The sequence below is a fragment of the Mycobacterium sp. E802 genome, assembly GCF_001666875.1.
Lineage (GTDB): Bacteria > Actinomycetota > Actinomycetes > Mycobacteriales > Mycobacteriaceae > Mycobacterium.
This window is the reverse complement of the sequence record NZ_LZJD01000072.1, coordinates 1-18,884: the sequence shown is the minus strand read 5'-3', so window position 1 is coordinate 18,884 and position 18,884 is coordinate 1. Positions and strand designations below refer to the sequence as shown.

General features: G+C 63.0%; 16 protein-coding genes. 7 read left to right on the top strand and 9 right to left on the bottom strand.

The window, feature by feature from the left end:
* The first annotated feature begins 174 nt into the window (after positions 1-174).
* Entirely contained in the window at positions 175-621 is a 447-nt protein-coding gene (locus A5699_RS10640; RefSeq protein WP_067768968.1) for an ester cyclase, read from the top strand.
* Positions 622-651: 30 nt separating this feature from the next.
* On the opposite strand, the gene A5699_RS10635 is transcribed toward A5699_RS10640, so the two are convergent.
* From A5699_RS10635 to A5699_RS10605, 7 genes are all read right to left on the bottom strand, one after another.
* A complete protein-coding gene (locus tag A5699_RS10635; RefSeq protein WP_067768966.1) occupies positions 652-4,047 on the bottom strand; it encodes a pyruvate carboxylase in 3,396 nt (1,131 codons plus the stop codon).
* 131 nt (positions 4,048-4,178) lie between these two features.
* Complete coding sequence (ald, locus tag A5699_RS10630) at positions 4,179-5,279, bottom strand: alanine dehydrogenase (RefSeq protein ID WP_067768964.1); 1,101 nt, start codon at positions 5,277-5,279, stop codon at positions 4,179-4,181.
* Between the two features lie 193 nt (positions 5,280-5,472).
* Positions 5,473-5,835: a cupin domain-containing protein gene (locus A5699_RS10625; protein ID WP_067768962.1), complete on the bottom strand. Its 363-nt coding sequence runs from the start codon at positions 5,833-5,835 to the stop codon at positions 5,473-5,475.
* A gap of 62 nt (positions 5,836-5,897) precedes the next feature.
* On the bottom strand, positions 5,898-7,133 hold the full coding sequence (locus tag A5699_RS10620; protein WP_067768960.1) for a cytochrome P450: 1,236 nt from the start codon (positions 7,131-7,133) through the stop codon (positions 5,898-5,900).
* Between the two features lie 45 nt (positions 7,134-7,178).
* A complete protein-coding gene (locus tag A5699_RS10615) occupies positions 7,179-8,666 on the bottom strand; it encodes an APC family permease (RefSeq protein ID WP_067768958.1) in 1,488 nt (495 codons plus the stop codon).
* A 34-nt stretch (positions 8,667-8,700) separates the two neighbouring features.
* Positions 8,701-9,156 (bottom strand): flavodoxin domain-containing protein, encoded by a 456-nt coding sequence (locus A5699_RS10610; protein WP_067768956.1) that lies wholly within the window; start codon positions 9,154-9,156, stop codon positions 8,701-8,703.
* Between the two features lie 68 nt (positions 9,157-9,224).
* Positions 9,225-10,484: an FAD-dependent oxidoreductase gene (locus tag A5699_RS10605; protein ID WP_082957658.1), complete on the bottom strand. Its 1,260-nt coding sequence runs from the start codon at positions 10,482-10,484 to the stop codon at positions 9,225-9,227.
* A gap of 274 nt (positions 10,485-10,758) precedes the next feature.
* On the opposite strand from A5699_RS10605, the gene A5699_RS10600 reads away from it, so the two are divergent.
* On the top strand, positions 10,759-11,418 hold the full coding sequence (locus tag A5699_RS10600) for a TetR/AcrR family transcriptional regulator (protein WP_231965676.1): 660 nt from the start codon (positions 10,759-10,761) through the stop codon (positions 11,416-11,418).
* 13 nt (positions 11,419-11,431) lie between these two features.
* On the opposite strand, the gene A5699_RS30255 is transcribed toward A5699_RS10600, so the two are convergent.
* Both A5699_RS30255 and A5699_RS10590 read right to left on the bottom strand, forming a co-directional pair.
* On the bottom strand, positions 11,432-12,202 hold the full coding sequence (locus tag A5699_RS30255) for a FadR/GntR family transcriptional regulator (protein ID WP_369806684.1): 771 nt from the start codon (positions 12,200-12,202) through the stop codon (positions 11,432-11,434).
* Positions 12,203-12,320: 118 nt separating this feature from the next.
* Entirely contained in the window at positions 12,321-13,670 is a 1,350-nt protein-coding gene (locus tag A5699_RS10590) for a glutamine synthetase family protein (RefSeq protein ID WP_082957659.1), read from the bottom strand.
* Between the two features lie 232 nt (positions 13,671-13,902).
* On the opposite strand from A5699_RS10590, the gene pdxS reads away from it, so the two are divergent.
* From pdxS to A5699_RS29870, 5 genes are all read left to right on the top strand, one after another.
* Positions 13,903-14,814, top strand: a complete 912-nt coding sequence (pdxS, locus tag A5699_RS10585) for a pyridoxal 5'-phosphate synthase lyase subunit PdxS (RefSeq protein ID WP_067768950.1) — start codon at positions 13,903-13,905, stop codon at positions 14,812-14,814.
* Positions 14,815-14,881: 67 nt separating this feature from the next.
* On the top strand, positions 14,882-16,255 hold the full coding sequence (locus A5699_RS10580) for an aspartate aminotransferase family protein (RefSeq protein WP_067768970.1): 1,374 nt from the start codon (positions 14,882-14,884) through the stop codon (positions 16,253-16,255).
* Positions 16,256-16,288: 33 nt separating this feature from the next.
* Positions 16,289-17,011, top strand: a complete 723-nt coding sequence (locus A5699_RS10575; protein WP_067768948.1) for a gamma-glutamyl-gamma-aminobutyrate hydrolase family protein — start codon at positions 16,289-16,291, stop codon at positions 17,009-17,011.
* 8 nt (positions 17,012-17,019) lie between these two features.
* Complete coding sequence (locus tag A5699_RS10570; RefSeq protein WP_067768946.1) at positions 17,020-18,384, top strand: aldehyde dehydrogenase; 1,365 nt, start codon at positions 17,020-17,022, stop codon at positions 18,382-18,384.
* 402 nt (positions 18,385-18,786) lie between these two features.
* A partial coding sequence (locus A5699_RS29870; protein ID WP_231965677.1) for a hypothetical protein occupies positions 18,787-18,884 on the top strand: 98 nt, incomplete at its 3' end.

Here is an 18,884-nt window from a genome sequence, read left to right as displayed (position 1 = left end):
ACACCCACCGCGCAGCCCAAAACAGCAGGTCAAGCAACTATCAACTGCGAAAATCGGCCAAGGTGTCCAAACTCAGGACCGGTCCGCGGGACCTGTCGCATTACGTCTCGCAGTTTTACCGTGTGAGCTGCGGACGTTCTCTGCCGTGCGGTTGTTCCCGGAAAGGCCGGAACCATGACCGATGATCAGAACAAAGCGATCTCCCGACGTATCTGGGAGGTATTCGCCTCCGGCGACCTGAGCGAATTGGACGATCTCGTTGCCCCCGGTGCCGCGTTCCATGACACCCAAGATCCGTTCGGCGACCAACGCGGCCCCGAACACATGAGAAGCCTCATGCAGATGTACCGGAAGTCGTTCACCAACATGAAGTTCGACGTCAAGATGCAACTGGCCGAGGGCGACCACGTGTGCACGATGATCGAGGCGCAGGGCGACAACACCGGCGAGATCATGGGCCGGCCGGCCACCGGCAAGCACAGCCGGATCCACTTGACCGACATCGACCGGATCGAGGACGGCAAGATCGCCGAAAGTTGGGTCACCTGGGACACTTTGGGCATGCTGCAGCAGCTTGGTCTGATCCCGGCCGGAGCACAGCAGGAGACGACGCCCGCCTGAGCGAGGCAGCAATCTCAGGCCCGGGGGTGGTTACCCCGCGACCACCGCCAGGAGGTCGCCGTGTTCGACCTGCGCCGTCCCAGGTACTGCAATAAGTTGCACCGTGCCGGGTCTGGGCGCGGTGACGGTGGCTTCCATCTTCATGGCCTCGATGGTGGCGATGGGCTGTCCCGCCTGCACGACATCCCCCACCGCGACGTTCACGGTGACCACCCCGGCGAACGGTGCCGCGACGTGATCGGGATTGGCCCGGTCAGCCTTTTCGGCGGCAGGCACGTCAGCGGCGATGCTGCGATCACGCACCAGCACCGGCCGCAGTTGGCCGTTGATGATGCACATGACAGTACGCATGCCGCGTTCGTCAGCCTCCGAGATGGCCTCGAGTCCGATGAGCAACTCGACGCCCCGCTCGAGTCGGACCCGGTGCTCTTCGCCATGACGCAAGCCGTAGAAGAATTGATTCGTCGACAGCATCGACGTGTCGCCATACCGCTCACGGTGGTCCTCGAACTCCTTGGTGGGCCCAGGAAACAACAATCTGTTCAGCGTGGACTGTCGCTTGGGACCCGGCGCCGCGAGCACCGCCTCGTCTTCGAGAGCAAGCTGTGCTTCGCTGCCGGCCGAGCCGCGTCCGTCGAGCGCCTTGCTCCGTAACGGTTCCGGCCAGCCACCCGGCGGGTCGCCCAGCTCACCCCGCAGGAAGCCGATGACGCTGTCGGGGATGTCGTACCGCGCCGGGTCGGCTGCGAATTCGTCTGCCGACGCGCCGGCTCCGAGCAACGCCAATGCCAGGTCACCTACAACCTTGGAGGACGGGGTGACCTTGACCAATCGTCCCAGGACTCGGTCCGCCGCAGCGTAATTGGCCTCGATCTGCTCGAAGTGATCGGCGAACCCCAGCGCAATGGCCTGCTGACGCAGATTCGACAATTGTCCGCCCGGAATCTCATGGGTGTACACGCGGCCGGTCGGGGACGCCGGACCGGAGGCCGCGACATCGAAAGGTGCGTACACCTTGCGCAAGGCCTCGAAGTAGGGCTCCAGGTCGCACACCGCCGACAGGTCCACACCGGTATCGAAACTGCTGTGTTGCGCCGCGGCCACGATGGAGGACAACGCCGGCTGACTCGTGGTGCCTGCCAGTGGCGCGGCAGCCCCATCGACAGCATCCGCTCCGGCCTGCCAAGCCGCGACATAACTCGCCAATTGGCCGCCCGGGGTGTCGTGGGTATGCACATGTACCGGCAGATCGAAACGCTCTTTGAGCGCCGACACCAAAGCTGTGGCGGCCGGCACCCGCAGCAGACCCGCCATGTCCTTGATCGCCAGCACATGCGCCCCGGCATCCACGATCTGCTCGGCAAGCCGCAGGTAGTAGTCCAGTGTGTAGAGCCGCTCGCCGGGATCGCTGAGATCCCCGGTGTAGGACATCGCCACTTCGGCGATCGCGGTACCCGTCTCGCGGACGGCATCGATCGCCGGCCGCATCGAGTCCACGTTGTTGAGCGCGTCGAAGATACGGAAGATGTCGATCCCCGTTCGCGCCGCCTCGTCGACGAATGCCGATGTGACCAACGGCGGATACGGCGTGTAGCCCACGGTGTTGCGGCCTCGCAGCAACATCTGCAAGCAAATGTTCGGCACCGCCTCCCGAAGCGCAGCCAGCCGCTCCCACGGGTCCTCCTTCAAGAACCGCAGGGCGACGTCATACGTGGCGCCACCCCAGCATTCGAGGGACAGCAACTGCGGTGTCATCCGGGAGATGTACGGGGCGACCGCCAACAGGCTCGTGGACCGCAACCGGGTGGCCAGCAGCGATTGATGAGCGTCCCGGAACGTAGTGTCCGTGATCTGCAGGGCCGGGGAGTCGCGCAGCCATGCGGCAAAGCCGTCAGGACCCAGCTCTGTCAGCCGCTGTTTGGATCCGGCCGCAGGGGCGATCGTCAGATCGATGTCGGGCAGCTTGTCTTCGGGATACACCGAGGAGGGTCGTGGCCCGTGTGGTGTGTTCACGGTGATGTCAGCCAGGTAGTTCAGGATCTTCGTGCCCCGGTCAGCGCTGCTGCGCGCGATCATCAGGTCGGGGCGCTGTTCGATGAACGACGTGGTGATCCGGCCCATCTCGAAGTCGGGCTCGTCCAACACCGCCTGCAGAAACGGGATGTTCGTCGACACGCCACGAATCCTGAACTCCGCGACCGCCCTTCGCGCCCGCCGAACGGCTGTCGCGAAATCTTGTCCGCGGCAGGTCAATTTGACCAGGAGCGAATCGAAATGAGGCGGTATCTCCGCACCCAAATTGGTACCACCGTCGAGGCGGATTCCCGCACCCCCCGGCGAGCGGTAGGCGGTGATCCGGCCGGTATCGGGCCTGAACCCGTTGACCGGATCTTCGGTGGTGATCCGGCACTGCAGCGCGGCACCATGCGCCACGATCGTGCCTTGTGCCAACCCGATCGATTCCAGGCTCTCGCCGGAGGCGATCCGCAGCTGCGCCGACACCAAGTCGACATCGGTGATCTCCTCGGTCACCGTGTGTTCGACCTGAATACGCGGATTCATCTCGATGAACACGTAATTGCCGCGCTCATCGACCAGAAACTCCACGGTGCCCGCGCACGAATATCCGATGTGGCGGGCGAACGCCACCGCGTCGGTACACATCCTCTGCCGCAACACCGGGTCCAGATTCGGGGCGGGAGCCAGCTCGATCACCTTCTGGTGTCTACGCTGGACGCTGCAATCCCGCTCGAACAGATGAATGACGTTGCCGTGGGTGTCGGCCAGGATCTGCACCTCGATATGCCGGGGATCGATCACCGCCTGCTCCAGGAACACCGTCGGATCCCCAAACGCCGACTCGGCCTCCCGGCTGGCCGCGCGGATCGCCGTGGGCAACTCGCCGGCATCGGTGACCCGGCGCATTCCTCGGCCACCACCACCTGCCACGGCCTTGACGAACACAGGAAACTCCATGGACTCGGCGGCCGCCATCAGTTCGTCGACGTCGGCAGACGGTGCCGATGAGGCCAGTACGGGCAGCCCCGCCGCTCTCGCCGCTGCAATAGCGCGGGCCTTGTTCCCGGTCAGCTCCAGAACGTCGGCCCCGGGGCCGACGAACGTGATACCCGCCTCGGCACAGGCGGCGGCCAATTGCGGGTTCTCCGAGAGGAATCCGTACCCGGGATAGATGGCGTCCGCTCCGCACGCCAGTGCGGTCGCCACGATCTCGTCGATGTTCAGATACGCCCGGACCGGGTGCCCCTGCTGCCCGATCTGATACGACTCATCAGCCTTGAGCCGATGCACCGAGTTGCGATCCTCGTGCGGATAGACCGCGACGGTGGCCGCTTTCAGCTCGGTGGCCGCCCGGAACGCCCGTATCGCAATCTCGCCCCGATTGGCGACCAAGACTTTCGAGAACATCAGTTCTTCCAGCTTTCGTCGAAGTGCTTCACAACAGCATGTTCAGTGCACGTGGGTGGATTCGTGCTTGATCGGCACCCCTTTAGGAGGGGGGTGCCGATCCGCGGCCTATCCGGTGTGGGTGCCGGTCGTCACAACGTCGCCACGTCGTAACCGTGCGCCTCGGCGACCTCGGCGCTCAACAACGCGCCTTCGTGGGTGCTGAGCCCCTTGGTGAGCGCAGCATCGCCGGCGCAGGCCGCTTCCCACCCCTGGTCGGCCAATTTCAAGACGTACGACATCGTCGCGTTCGTCAAAGCAACCGTCGAGGTACGCGGTACGGCACCTGGCATGTTGGCTACGCAATAGAAGATCGTGTCGTGCACGTCGAAGATCGGCTGGTCGTGGGTCGTCGGACGCGAATCCTCGAAGCAGCCGCCCTGGTCGATCGCGATGTCGACCAGCACAGAGCCCGACTTCATCTGGGCCACAGTGCTGTTGGTGACGAGTTTGGGCGCCTTCGCGCCCGGCACCAGCACGGCGCCGATCACCAGATCTGCCTGCTTGACCGCCTCTTCGAGGTCCAGCCTCGACGAGTACCGGGTTTCGACGGCACCGTGGAACTCACCGTCGATACGACGCAGCGTGTTGATGTTCAGGTCGAACACAGTGACGTGGGCACCCATCCCCGCAGCGATACGCGCGGCGTTGTAGCCGGCGACACCACCGCCGATGACGACAACCTCTGCCGGCGCTGCCCCGGGCACACCGGCCATCAGGGCGCCGCGACCACCGTGGCTGCGCATGAGGTGGTAGGCCCCGACCTGTGCTGACAGTCGGCCCGCGACCTCGCTCATCGGCGCCAGCAGGGGCAGGCTGCCGTTGGCGTCCTGCACGGTTTCGTAGGCGATCGACGTGGTGCCCGACGTCAATAGCGCATCGGTGCACGCTTGTGAGGCAGCCAGGTGTAGGTAGGTGAACAGGATCTGCCCCTTGCGGAGCTGGCGATACTCGGACTCGATCGGCTCCTTCACCTTCAACAGCAGATCCGCTTCGGCCCACACCTGGTCCGCTGTCGCCAGGATTTGTGCGCCGGCCGCCTTGAAGTCGATGTCGCTGAACGATGATCCGATTCCGGCGGATTCCTCGATCAGCACCGTGTGGCCGCGACCGGTCAACTCGTGGACACCGGCGGGGGTGATCGCCACCCGGTATTCGTGGTTCTTGATCTCGCGGGGAATACCAATCTTCATGAATGCTCCAATAATTCCTGGTCGAGCGTAGTCTGTTGATAAGTACGTGTGGCGTTGTCGGCCGGTAACCCGGTGGAACGCAGCGTGATTCGGACCCAAAGCAAGAACCTGGGCCTGGGGCTGTGGGGTTGTGGGCGTGGGCCCCGGCCCGGTCGAAACAGGGGTGGTCGCGACCGGGCCGGGGGTAGGTTGGTCAGAAGACGGTATAGACCTTCAGTACTGTCTCGTGGATATCCCAGGTGCCCGTCCAACCTTTGGGGAAGACAGCGCTGTCGCCGCCTTCGATCTCCACGGGCTCGCCGCCGTCTTCGGTGGCAGTCATACGACCCGAGAGCACGGTGATGGATTCGTTGGTCTCGAAGGTCCAGCGGGAAGGCCCTGGAGCGCACTTCCAGATCCCGACCTCGAGGATTCCGTCGCCGGTCCAGAGCTTCTTGCCTTCTGTGGCCATCGGCTCGCCGGTGGCCTCCGGCAGCGGACCCCAGTCCTCGAGGTCGATGGCCTCGACGTCCCGGATGCGCACGGTGGTGGTCGTCGACTGGCTCGATGCAGTCATATTCCTCTTCTCTCTCTTATTGTGTTGCGCTGAAACAACTATCGGCGCGTTGATGGTGGTAACTACTTGATCAGACGTAACGGCAGTGTGTAGTAGTGGCGCGAAGCGTCGGTGTTCTTGAGCGTCGGCTCGCCGGCGAGCTCGATGCGGGAATAGCGGGCGGCAATCCGCTCCCACAACACGCGGATCTCCCCTTGAGCCAACAGCTTTCCCTGGCAGGTATGTGCTCCGAAACTGAAGGTCATGCTGCGTGACTGCTCCGGCGGTCGGGTGTAGTCGAACTCGTCTGGGTTGTCGTAGACGTCGGGATCGTGGTTGGCGGCACCGAGCATCAGGCGTAACCGGCTCCCCGCCGGAACATGGATGCCCCGGATCGTGAGGTCCTCGGTTGTCGACCTGGTGATAACCGGCTCAGGTGCGTCGAACCGCACGAGTTCGGTCACAATGGCGTCGCGGACATCAGGGTCGGCGCGGAAGACATCGAAGATCTCGGGCCTCTCGGTGAACAGCTTGAGCCCCGAGCACATGAGGTAGCTGGCATCCATGTGGCCGACGGTGTAGAAGAACACTGCCGTGGCGAAGGCCTCGGCTTCGGCCATTTCACCGGTGTCCTGGAGCCGCAGCAGCTCATCGAGCAGGCCATCTCCGGGGTGGGCCCGTTTGTACTCGATGCACTCCCGCACCCGGCCCTGCATGTACACGTGGGCTTCGACAGACTGGTCGCGGTCACTCTGATCGCGGGCCGAGCTGAGGACGAACATGGCATTGCGCATCTCCCGACGCAGCTCCTGCGCCCCGTCCTCGGGCACCTGCATCACGCGGCAGATGGTGCGGTGCGCCACCTCGACCGCCAGATCCGAACCGTCGACCAGACCGTCTTCAGCGATATCGTCGAGCAGCTCGTCGGTGATCTCCTCGGTGATCTTCAGCCACTCTCTGATCTTCTTGGGCGTCAGCCATTTACCGGTCATCCGCTTCAGCCGGGTGTGGTCGGGCTCGTCCCGACCCAGAGCCATATCCTTGAGAATGTCCCACGCTCCGGCTTCGGCCCACTCGGGCTCGATCACCACCGAAGGCAGTCGGCCATAGTGCATCAAGTCCTCATACTTCGTCAGCACATAGGCACCGTCCCAGTCCAGTGAGACCGGCGCCTCGGCGAGAGCCCGCGCGTAGAAGGGGTACGGGTCAACCCGGAGCTGCTCATCCTGCCAGGGCAGATAGTCCTCGGTTTTGGGGCAGACCAGTGCCGAAGCTGTTCCATCGACAGCTGTGTCGCGGTGTACTGCGGATATTGTCATGTGACTCTCCTCCTCGTCGGTGATGGTGTTGATTGCCTCGGCATTTCAAGCTGAGTCGGTACCCGTGTCCGCCCGTCCGAGGGCGGCGAAGATGCTGGGTTTGCAGGCACGGAAGTAGCGGGCCAGCAATGCGCCGACGACGGCGGAGGCGGCCAGGATCAGGAGCAGGCCCACGTTTTGTCCTGGGGCTCCACCGACGACGAGATCGAAGTGCAGGACCGCCAGGACCAGGGTGGGGACCAGAATTGCGATCGCAATCGCGGGCGCCAGATAGCACTTGAACCAATTCGCTTCTGAGGGGACGCCTTTCCGCGCGAACCAGATGATCACGGCCAAACTCACCAGTGCCATCAGGGTGAGTACGCCGACGGTGCCCAATCCGAAGAGCTGGGCGTCCAAGCCGACTCCTTCGGGATTGCCCAGCCCGAGCGGAATGAGCAGGACCGCGACGACGACTGCCACCACGGTCGACGCTCGGGCCGGTGAGTGGTGCTTTGGATGCACCTCGGCGACGAATGCCGGCAAGGATCGGTCGACGCCCAGGTTGTAGATGTAGCGGGACACAACGTTGTGAATCGCGATGCCGGCCGCCAGCTCGGAAGTGATGATGAAGATGAACGTCAGCTGACTGAACATCGGAGCCACCAGCGCGCCGATCGCATTGGAGAACATGCTCTTCGAGTTTTCGGTGGCCACAAGGACGGCGTCGGAACCGTACGCCGTGGTCAACAGATAACAAGACACGATGTAGAGGGCACCGACGAACAAGACCGCGCCGTAGGTCGCCCGCGGAATCGTCTTGTCCGGGTCGCGGACCTCGTCGCGGAACAGTGCGGTGGCTTCGAATCCGATGAATATCATCACCGCGAAGAGAAACGCGACGCCGAAGTCTCCGTCGGCCAGGGAGCCCGGACTGAAGGGCTGGGAGCTGAATCCGTCAGGCCCGCCGCCGTGAACCAGTACTCCGATGTTGAATACCATCACGATGGCAACCTCGAGAACCATTGCCACGCTGAGGATCTTGGCTGACAACTCGATGTGGAAGTAACACAGCGTACTGACAAGACCCCAGGAGATCACAGCCCACAGCCACCACGGGACCTGCGGTCCGTTCATGCTGGCGACCAATTCGGTCACCGTCAGGCCGATGAACGCGAAAACTCCACTCAACATCAACAGGTAGGCCGAGACCGCAAGGAACGCTGCACCCAAGCCCGTGGTCTTTCCGAGGCCGGCGCTGATGAAGGCATAGAACGAGCCCGGTTTGGGCAGCCAGCGAGTCATGGTCACATAACCGACGGCGAACAGCAGGACAGCTGCCGTCACCAGGACGAAGACCAGCGACGCACCCTGCCCGCCGAACATGATGGCGAACGGGATGAATCCGGCGACCGCCGCGATCGGAGCCGAGAACGCCAGGACCGTCAGCATCAACGCACTGACACTCATGTTGCCCGACAACGCCGCGGCCCGTCCGCCGACGGCGCTTTCCGAGACAGTCGGCGGTGTCACCGACAAGGTGTGTTCTGTCACCGTTGGGCCCTTCTGTGCTGTTCGAGGTTGCCCGTCATGCCTGTAACTGCGCCAACGGAACCCCGGCGAGCCACTGGAGCGCCACGTGCGAGGGGTCCAGTCCGCCGTCGGCATCGTGAAAGCCGGTCTCTCCGATCTGGGTGGCGCCAAGATCGGTGAAAACTTCTGCCAGCGTGCGAATTCCACGGTTGTAGGTTTCATAGCTGCTGTCACCGAGGCCGAATGCCGCGAATTGGACCGCCGAGAGATCGGGTGTGGACGACTTGAGCTCGTTGAAAAACGGCTCGGTGGTCTCGGGCAGGTCACCCTCTCCATAGGTCGAGGTGATGATGATGACCATCTGCTGTTCGGGGAGTCGGTCGACGCGGTAGTCCTCCATACCGAACACTTCGCTCTTGATTCCATCCTGCGCCAGGGCGTTACAGATGTCCTCGGCCACCATCTCGGAGTTACCGGACTCGGTTCCGAACAGGATCGTGACTGCGTTCATACAGGTGCCTTCCATGGTTGTCATAGGTCCTCAGATCGAGGCGAAACTTTCTCGGGCTAGGGGTGCCGTCAAGATGTCGAGGCCACACTGAGCATCTCGCCGATGTCAGCGATCTTGCGGCGGCAACGATCCGGCGGTGCCGACTGGACTTCGAATGCCTCGATGCGTTGCCAGTCACTGAAATTCACCACCCGTCCCCGCAGGATCGGGGCAACACCAGAGAAACCAGGACGACCGAGTACGACCCGTCCATCCGCCACATCCTTGATGATCGATTCGGCGATCTGTCGGGCCTCTTTTCGGTTCTCCGGGATGGTGCCCCGGGGCCCCCGGTTGAGCCAACCCACCCGGTAGACGTGCGCGCCCGACCACGATGCTGAGGGGCACGTCACGTCGTGCTCACCACCTTCGGTGAAGCCGATCGCGGTGACGACCGTGTCGGCGTCGATCTGCAAAACCTTTGTCCCACCGTCGGTTCTGGCGCATACTCGATTGGCTCCGTTGCGCGCCTCGACGCGGTCGAGGCGGACACCAAAGTGCAGGTGCACTCGTGTCGGCACACCCTGTCCGAGCCGGTGACCAGTGGCCTGCACCGCGCTGTCCAACAGATCGACGATCGCGCCGGTGTCTTCCGGCCCGACACCAGACACCACGGTTTCGACGTTCGGCAAGGCAAGTAGTTCCCGCAGCATCGACACATCGCACTTCGCCTGCGTCGCAGATGATCGCGACAGGATGTCAAGGCGAAGCGGATTGTTCGGCAGTACTTCCTGACGGAACGTGTCGTTGATGTCCGATCCGAGCAGACCCTCGGCTTCTTTACACGTCAAGCGCGCCACGTCGACTGCCACATTCCCCATGCCGACGATGACGATCTGGCGGCCCAGCGCAGCGGCGGTGCCGGCAGCATGGCGTCTGCGAAGTGCGTGGGGATGACTGTTGAACGCACGCAACAAATCACCGGCACCGATGACTCGTGTGCCAGGCGCTTGGGGAACGTTCAATCGGCGGTCGCCGGGCAGCCCGGTGGCCAACACCACGACGTCGAAGCATTCGGCCAATCGCTGGAAGGGAAGGTCGCGTCCGATCGTCACATTGCCGGCGAATCGTATGTTGGAGGCGGCAAAGAGCCGATCGAACTGTTTGGTCACCCCTTTGGCGCCCTGGTGATCCGCGGCCACCCCGTATCGGACCAGGCCATACGGCGTGGGCAACGACTCGAAGATCGTTATTTCGGCGTGTGGCCACTGCTTCGCCAGAAATTGGGCGATGTAGCAGCCGGATGGCCCACTACCGACGATGGCGATCGTCAGCATGTTCTCGGACATTTTCGTCACCTTCACGTTCTCACTGAAGCTGCGACTGAAACCTAGATTTAAAACGCGACTCTAGTCGTGTATGCCCCAGAGTATGTGGACCGGGTCACTTTGTCTAGCCATAAGTGATGTTTAACGCGGGTGTAACTTGCGCAATGAGACCTACTTCCGACTGACACACTGCTGCAATGCCGCCAGAAACAAAACTTCAGTCGCGTCCCTGGTAGCGTCGGGGCACGCTGATCGCTCATCCGGCGGCACCCAGCGTGGAGGCAAAGGAGTACGTATGACGCAGGCCGTGATCCCACCGCTCACCGGCGCCTGGCATCACGATCTGGCCGGCGGTCTGCGCAAGCGCCCGCTCCAGGAACGCTCGAAGGCCATGATCCAGTGCATCCTCGACACCGCGGCAGAACTGGTCGAGGAAGTGGGCTACGAGGCGGTGGTCGGCTCGCCCACTCTGCTACTCGACCGTTGCGGTGTCAGCCGTGGTTCTTTCTACGCGTTCTTCGAATCGCCTGAGCGTGTTCTCGATGAGTTGTCCTACCAGGGAATTCGGCAGTCCACCGCCAACCTGGATGCGGCACTGTGGAGCCGGCCCGGGGAACACTGGGTGGAGATCGTCGATGCGCTGCTCGATCTCTATACGACCGAACACCGGACGCCGCTGATCCGCGAGCTATGGGTACGTCAGAATTTGACGCAACGGGTCAGGGACCTCGATCACCGGGCAATCGATGATTCGGCGACGCTGGTCCACGCCCAGTTTCGCAAACACGCGCCACTGTTCGACACGCTGACCGAACTCCAGTGCCGGGTGGCCATCCACACCGTCGAACGACTGTTCCAATATGCGTTCATCGACGAACCCGAAGGTGACTCAGCGATCATCGCCGAGGCACGCCGCATGCTCATCGACTACTTCGCCGGCTATATACAGAAGTAACCAAGGGATCTGCTCACCTCGCCGGTTCGTCGAGCTGCCGTTCCTTGAGCGTCGACAAGAGTTTCTGCACACTCCACATGCTGCGTTGGACATGGGCGCTCATCGCCCGCTCGGCCTCATCAGGCTCGCCGTCGACAACCGCATCGAGTATCTGTTGGTGTTCGACCACCGTCGCTTGATGAAACGTACCGTCCTCGGGCAACAGCGCCAGTGCGGGATGACAGCACTGGCGTGATTCCTCGATTCCCCGGATGAGAAACGGATTCGCGGTGATACTCGCCAACGTCAGGTGGAAGACCGCATCGCTCTTCATGAACGACGCGTCGTCTGTCGCGTCCATGAGCATCGCGTGCGCAGTTTGCAGTTCGTTGAGTTCCGAGGTGGTCCGACGCTCGCTTGCCAGACGCGAAACCGCAGGCTCGACCAGGCATCGATACTCCATGGCGAGACGGATTTCGTCACGGTTGTCGATGGCCTCCCTGATGACATCGTGAAACCGTTCTTCGTCTTCTCCCGCTCCGCGCACAAAGGCCCCACCGTTTCGGCCCCGTCGGCGTTCGATCAAACCTTCGGCCTGGAGCTGTCGAAAAGCCAGCTGGACCGGGGTTCTACCGATACCGAGCATCTCGGCGAACTCTCGTTCGGCCGGCAACGGCGACCCTGGAGGCAGGAGACCGAGTCTGATCTCACGCCGGACGAGATCGGCTACGTACCGGTTGATCTCGACGTGAGCAGGTGGCAAGACGATATGGCCGTCTGCAAGTCCACCCACGCGGAGATTCATCGATTTGGTGGCCACGATCGCCATGTTCGCAGGTGTGGCGACCTCCCAATACTCATGGGTCAATGTTAGTCACTCACATTCGCTCGCCGGCCTGGCCTTGGTGCACCGCGCGCTGCTCTCACTCGTAGCGTTGGCGTTCCCATTCGCTGACCGCGTTCTGCCAGGCATGCAGTTCCCACTCCCGGGTCGTCAGATAGTGCGCACAGAATTCGGCACCCAGCACGGAATCCAGATCGCGATCACGGGCGCGGAATTGGCCGATCGCGGATTCCAGGCTGCCCGGAAGAGCGCCGTCGTGAGCATCTATGCTTCGCCGGTCGGGGACCGACGCGAGCTCAAGACCAAGGTGGACCGAGGCAGCAATCGCCGCGAGGGTCAGGTACGGGTTGCAGTCGGCTCCAGGCCGACGCAGTTCGAAACGGCTCGAGGCCGGGCTCCTCAGCAGAGCCCGAAGGGCAAATGACCGTTCGTCCGCGCCGCACGCGGCGCTGACCGGTGCAAAGTAACCAGGAACAAGCCGTTTGTAGGAGTTGATGGTCGGGTTGTAGATCAGACTGAGCGCGGGAAGGTGCGTGAGCAGGCCCCACGCTGCGCGTCGATAAAACTCGTCATCCGGGTCGGCCGCGGCACCGGCCAGGACGTTGGCCCCATCCGTGTCCCACATCGAGAAATGCACATGGGCGCTCGATCCCTCTTGGTGCGCAACGGGTTTCGCCATGAAGTTGGCTCGCAGATCGTGGCGTCGAGCCGCTTCGATGGCCGCGAAGCGCAGAATCGCCGCGGTGTCGGCCGCAGCCAGGCCATCTTGGGGCTCGACGTTGACCTCCAGCAGCCCCGGAGCGCCCTCACTGTGCACCACCGACATCCCGAGCTCAAGCTCGTCGGCGTACCGCCGGAGCGTCGCAATGAAATCGCCGACCTGCGAAATGGTCAACGGACTGTAACTGGGCCCCTTGGTCGCCGGCTCCCAGCTGTCCTGCTTGAACAAACGGAATTCGAACTCGAATGCCGCTTTCATCGTCAATCCGTGCCCTGCCAACGCGTCCAGTGCTCTGCGAAGAACCTGCCGTGGACTGATCGCACACGGAGCACCGTCAGACTCGCTGAGGTCACCCAGGAGCAGATAGGCAGCCGGAAACCATGGCAGTGGCCTCAGTGTCTCGTAGTCGGGGCGTAGCAGAAGATCTTTTGCGCCGCCGTTGATTCCGCGGTCCGACAACACCGTGATCGGTTCGTCAACAGGGTCCACAGCCAGCAACAAGTCGGTGGTCGGCACGCCCTGAGTACGGGCTTGTTCGGTCGCAACAATCCGAGGATCGACCAACTTGCCACGGAGGTTCCCATGGATGTCCGGAAACACCAGGATGATCGCGTTGGCATCGGCGGGCAATCCGCCGGGGGCGATGCCGTCCACTCTGTGGCCAGCAGCCAAAGGTGCTTGCTGAGCGCGGGGCGAAGACAGTGACATGACAGGTTCCTCTTTGCGTCCGGGACCAACTGAGGCCGGCAGCGTCGACTCCAAATGGATCAAGCAGTAAGCCATTACTATCAGACACACTCCGAGGTCGCAACCGAAATCAATGTACGCACATCGGGACAGTCGCACTGTCCCAACGCTTTAAGACCACCACCGGCCACGGGTGAGGCAGCCGAACCGCCCACTTGACGCGACCCAGCACCACAGCTAAAAATGGATCGCTATGGAATCCAATTCGCTGCAGGGGCCTGCGGCCGGAACCGGCACCGCGCAGGTGAAGCGCGGCATGGCTGAGATGCTCAAGGGTGGGGTGATCATGGATGTGGTCACCCCTGAGCAGGCCAAGATCGCCGAGGCTGCCGGTGCGGTGGCCGTGATGGCCCTGGAGCGGGTGCCGGCTGACATCCGCGCGCAGGGCGGGGTGTCGCGGATGAGCGATCCGGACATGATCGACGGGATCATCTCGGCGGTCACCATCCCGGTGATGGCCAAGGCACGGATCGGGCATTTCGTCGAGGCGCAGATTCTGCAAAGCCTGGGTGTGGATTACATCGACGAGTCCGAGGTGCTGACCCCGGCCGACTACGCCAACCACATCGACAAGTGGCGCTTCACCGTGCCGTTCGTGTGCGGGGCGACCAATCTGGGTGAGGCGTTGCGCCGGATCACCGAGGGCGCGGCGATGATCCGGTCCAAGGGTGAGGCCGGCACCGGCGATGTCTCCAATGCCACCACGCATATGCGCAAGATCGGCGGCGAGATCCGCCGGCTCACCTCCCTGTCCGAAGACGAGCTCTACGTGGCGGCCAAGGAACTGCAGGCCCCGTATGAGTTGGTGGCCGAGGTAGCCCGGGCCGGCAAGTTGCCGGTGACGCTGTTCACCGCCGGCGGGATCGCCACCCCGGCGGATGCGGCGATGATGATGCAGCTCGGCGCCGAGGGTGTGTTCGTCGGCTCGGGCATCTTCAAGTCGGGCAACCCCGAGCAGCGAGCGGCAGCGATCGTCAAGGCCACCACGTTCTACGACGATCCCGACGTGCTGGCCAAGGTGTCACGCGGTCTGGGTGAGGCCATGGTCGGCATCAACGTCGAAGAACTCGCCGCACCACACCGACTCGCCGAACGCGGCTGGTAACGAGCCCACCAATTCTTCGATCTATCTCTCACTCAACGAAAAGTGTTGTCCGGAAAGGAATATGATCATGACATCAGTGCCATCCCGCCACGCTCTCGAGACTCAGGCGCTCGACCACCTCTGGCTCCACAGCAATGATCTGGAATGGAGCGAACTCACTCAGGGCGGACTGCGGGTGTTCGTGGAAGGACGCGGCTCCACTCTGATCGACGTCCACGGACGGGAGTACATCGACGGTCTGGCCGGCCTTTTCGTGGTCGCGATCGGCCACGGTCGAACCGAGATCGGTGAGGCGATGGCCGCCCAGGCCGGCAAACTCGCCTACACCGCCGCATCGAACGCCGCCAATCCCGCTTCCATCGCCCTTGCCGAGAAGATCAGCTCGCTCACCCCAGGTGATCTCGACCGGGTGTTCCTGTGCTCAGGCGGCTCGGAGGCGGTCGAGAGCGCGATGAAGATCGCCAAGCAGGTTCAGGTCATGCGCGGTTTCGGCAAGCGCTACAAGATCATTGCGCGACGCGGCTCCTACCACGGCACCACCTTTGGCGCGGCCAGCCTCACCGGTAGCGCGAGCGAGAAGTACTTCGGACCGTTCATGCCGGGAGTCAGCAAGGCGCCCAACCCCAACCACTACCGCAACGACTTCGGCCTGGAAGGCGAGGCCGGTGACATCATGTGCGCCCGCTTCGTCGAGCAGGAAATTTTGACCCAGGGGCCAGAAAACGTCGCAGCGGTCATCGGTGAACCCATCTCGGTCGCCAATGGCACCCATATTCCGACTCCGACGTACTGGAAGATGCTCCGCGAGATCTGCGACCGCTACGGCGTACTGCTGATCATGGACGAGGTCATCACCGGATGGGGCCGCACCGGTAAGGTCTTCGCCGCCGAGCATTTCGGCATCGTGCCCGACATCATGACGATGGCCAAGGGCCTGTCCAGCGGTTACGCACCGGCAGCGGCGGTGGCCGTCCGGTCGTCGATCTTCGACGACTTCCGTCCCGACGGAAATGCGTTGGCCCACCTCATCACCTTCGGTGGCCATGCCGTGGCCGCGGCCGCCGCACTCAAGAACATCGAGATCATGGAGCGCGAAAACCTCATCGAGCGCTCGGCCGAAATGGGCTCGTATCTCTTCGAATTGGCCCAGGGTCTGCGCAGCCACCCCACCGTCGGCGATGTTCGTGGCGGCAAGGGTCTGCTGTGCGCCATCGACTTCGTCAAAGACAAGTCGACTCGCGAAGCCTGGGGCACCTCGCATCCGTTCATCCGGAAGATGGCTCTGCGGACACAGGAGGAGGGACTCGTCACGCGAGTGTGGGACGTCCTGCACCTCGCTCCCCCGTTTGTGCTGACCCGTGGTGAAGCGGAGCAGGCAATCGAGATCATCGATCGATGCCTGACCGAGGCAGAAAGTGAATTCGCCGATGAGATCAGCTGACGTTCCCGCCGCGGTGCAAGGCAGGGCGGTCCGATGACGGCCGTCATCGGCGTATGCGCGGCCTTCGAAAACGCGAGCTGGGGATTCTGGAGCCAAGAAGCCGCAATCGTCCCGGGAACCTATCTGGCCAAGATCCATGCGGCCGGCGGAGTGCCGCTCGGGTTGATCCCGGATGCCGGCGTCGTCGAGCAACCCGAACTCGTGCTCGACCGCATCGACGGCCTGCTGTTGATCGGCGGAGTGGATGTCGTGCCCGCGTCCTATGGCGCGGAATCAGCCGCCCGGACCGAGGCCACCGAACCGCGTCGCGACGCATTCGAGCTGGCCTTGGCCCGCGCTGCACTGCAGTGCGATCTGCCGGTGCTCGGCATCTGCCGCGGCATGCAGATACTCAACGTGGCCACCGGAGGGACACTGCACCAACACCTTCCGGACGCCGGGTTCGGCGAACATCGGCGAAGCCCGGGACGACTCGACCATGCAACGTTCCACGACGTCGAGGTCGATTGCGGCACGCACGCGGCCAGCCTCGCCGGCAGCGGTGTACAAACCGTCAACTCCCACCACCATCAGGGCGTGGACGTCCTCGGCGACGGAGCCGTCGTGACGGCACGGTCGATCCCGGATCTGCTGCCCGAGGCCATCGAGTGGCCGACACACCGCTATGCCCTCGGCGTGCAATGGCACCCCGAAGCCGTGGAACTCCAACACGCGCTCACCGACTTCGTGGGCGCTACCCAGCAGAGTCGAAAGTGACTACAGATATGAGCATTCTCGAAGTAATCGAGCCGGCCACCGAGCAGGTTCTGGCCTCGGTGGAGCGCACCACCCCTGAGCGCCTCGATGAGGTCATCGCCGAAGCGACTGCGGCACAGCAAGTATGGGCGGCGCAAACGCCACAGTTCCGCGGCCAGGTGCTGCTGGCAGTGGCGGCGCAGATCGACGACAATCTCGAAACCCTCGCCCAACTTGAGGCGCGCAACGTCGGGATGCCCATCGGTGACGCACGTGGCGCCGTGGCGGGGGTGGCAGCCACCTTCCGCTATTACTCTGCAGCCCCGGAACGGCTTCTGGGACACACCATTCCAGTGGCCGGCGGCGTCGACATGACGTTCCGGGAACCCATCGGTGTCGTCGGATTGATCACGCCGTGGAACTTCCCGCTGAGCATCGCGGCCTGGAAGGTAGCGCCGGCCCTCGCTGCCGGTAACGCCGTGGTCCTCAAGCCGGCTGAACTAACCCCACTGAGCTCACTGGAACTCGGCAAGATCGCCGTGACAGCGGGTCTTCCCGAAGGTCTGCTCAATGTCGTCGTCGGCACCGGACGCACCATCGGAACCCAGCTGGTCGAGCACCCCGGCATCGGCAAGATTGCCTTTACCGGGTCGACCGACGTCGGCAAGGACATCGGCCGCCGCGCCGCCCAGAGCATCAAACGAGTGACGCTCGAACTCGGCGGCAAGTCCCCATCGCTGATATTCGCCGATGCTGATCTGGACGCTGCCGCCGAAGGGCTGGTCGGCGCGGTGTTCGGAAACGCCGGTCAAGATTGCTGCGCCCGGTCTCGCGTCTTCGTCCAGCGCCCTGTCTTGGGGAAGTTCCTCGACAAACTACAGACTGTCGTGGACGCCATGGTGGTCGGGAACCCGCTCGACGAATCCACACACATGGGTCCACTCATCTCCGCCTCGCATGCCCAGACCGTCCAGGGCTACGTCGACGACGCGCCGGTCCTCTTTCAGGGGTCAGCGCCCGCTGGACCCGGTTTCTGGTTCCCGCCTACGGTGTTACATCCGATCGACGACGACCACCGGTCGGTTCGGGAGGAGATCTTCGGGCCCGTGGTATCCGTCCTGGCTTTCGACGACGAGGATGAAGCGGTGGCCCGCGCCAACGACACCATCTACGGCCTCTCCGGGTCCATCTGGACCGCGGATGGTGCGCGATCTTTGCGAATCGCACGCCGACTCGCCGTGGGTACGTTGGCGATCAATTCTTACACCTCGGTGCGGATCACCACCCCGTTCGGCGGCTTCAAGCAGTCTGGCGTGGGACGAGAACTCGGTCCAGACGCGCTTGAGGCGTATACCGAGGTGAAGAACGTCTTCGTGAACACCTCACCGGCGTAGCCACGTGCGCCACCCATGATCGATCGGTTCGATTGGGAGATAATCGAATTCGTAGTTTCATGGGCAAACTACGGAGGCCCGAGGGACGAGGATACATTTCCGTTGTTCGGGATGGATGCCCAGCGATTGCTGGTGCGATTCAGCAATGTAGTACTCCGGTTGAGAGCCGGCTGCGACGCGGCGCTCACGTTGGAGCAATACAAATTGCTCCGACGCGCCGCCTCCTTGAACGCCGACCTCAACCGGCAGGGGCAGACACCCGGTACAACGAAGTCCGGAAATTCCCCTCTCGATCTTTCAGCAAGCGCCGGGGAGTGGTTCCAGCACCAGGGCATTTGGCACTGGCAAGAATCGGAATCCTCCCGATCGATGCGTTAGTTCATCAATAGATTTGGAGAAGCCATGAGTCAAACAGTCCGTGGAGTGATTTCTCGGTCCAAAGGCCAGCCGGTGGAGCTGGTCGACATTGTCATCCCCGATCCGGGGCCCGGTGAGGTGGT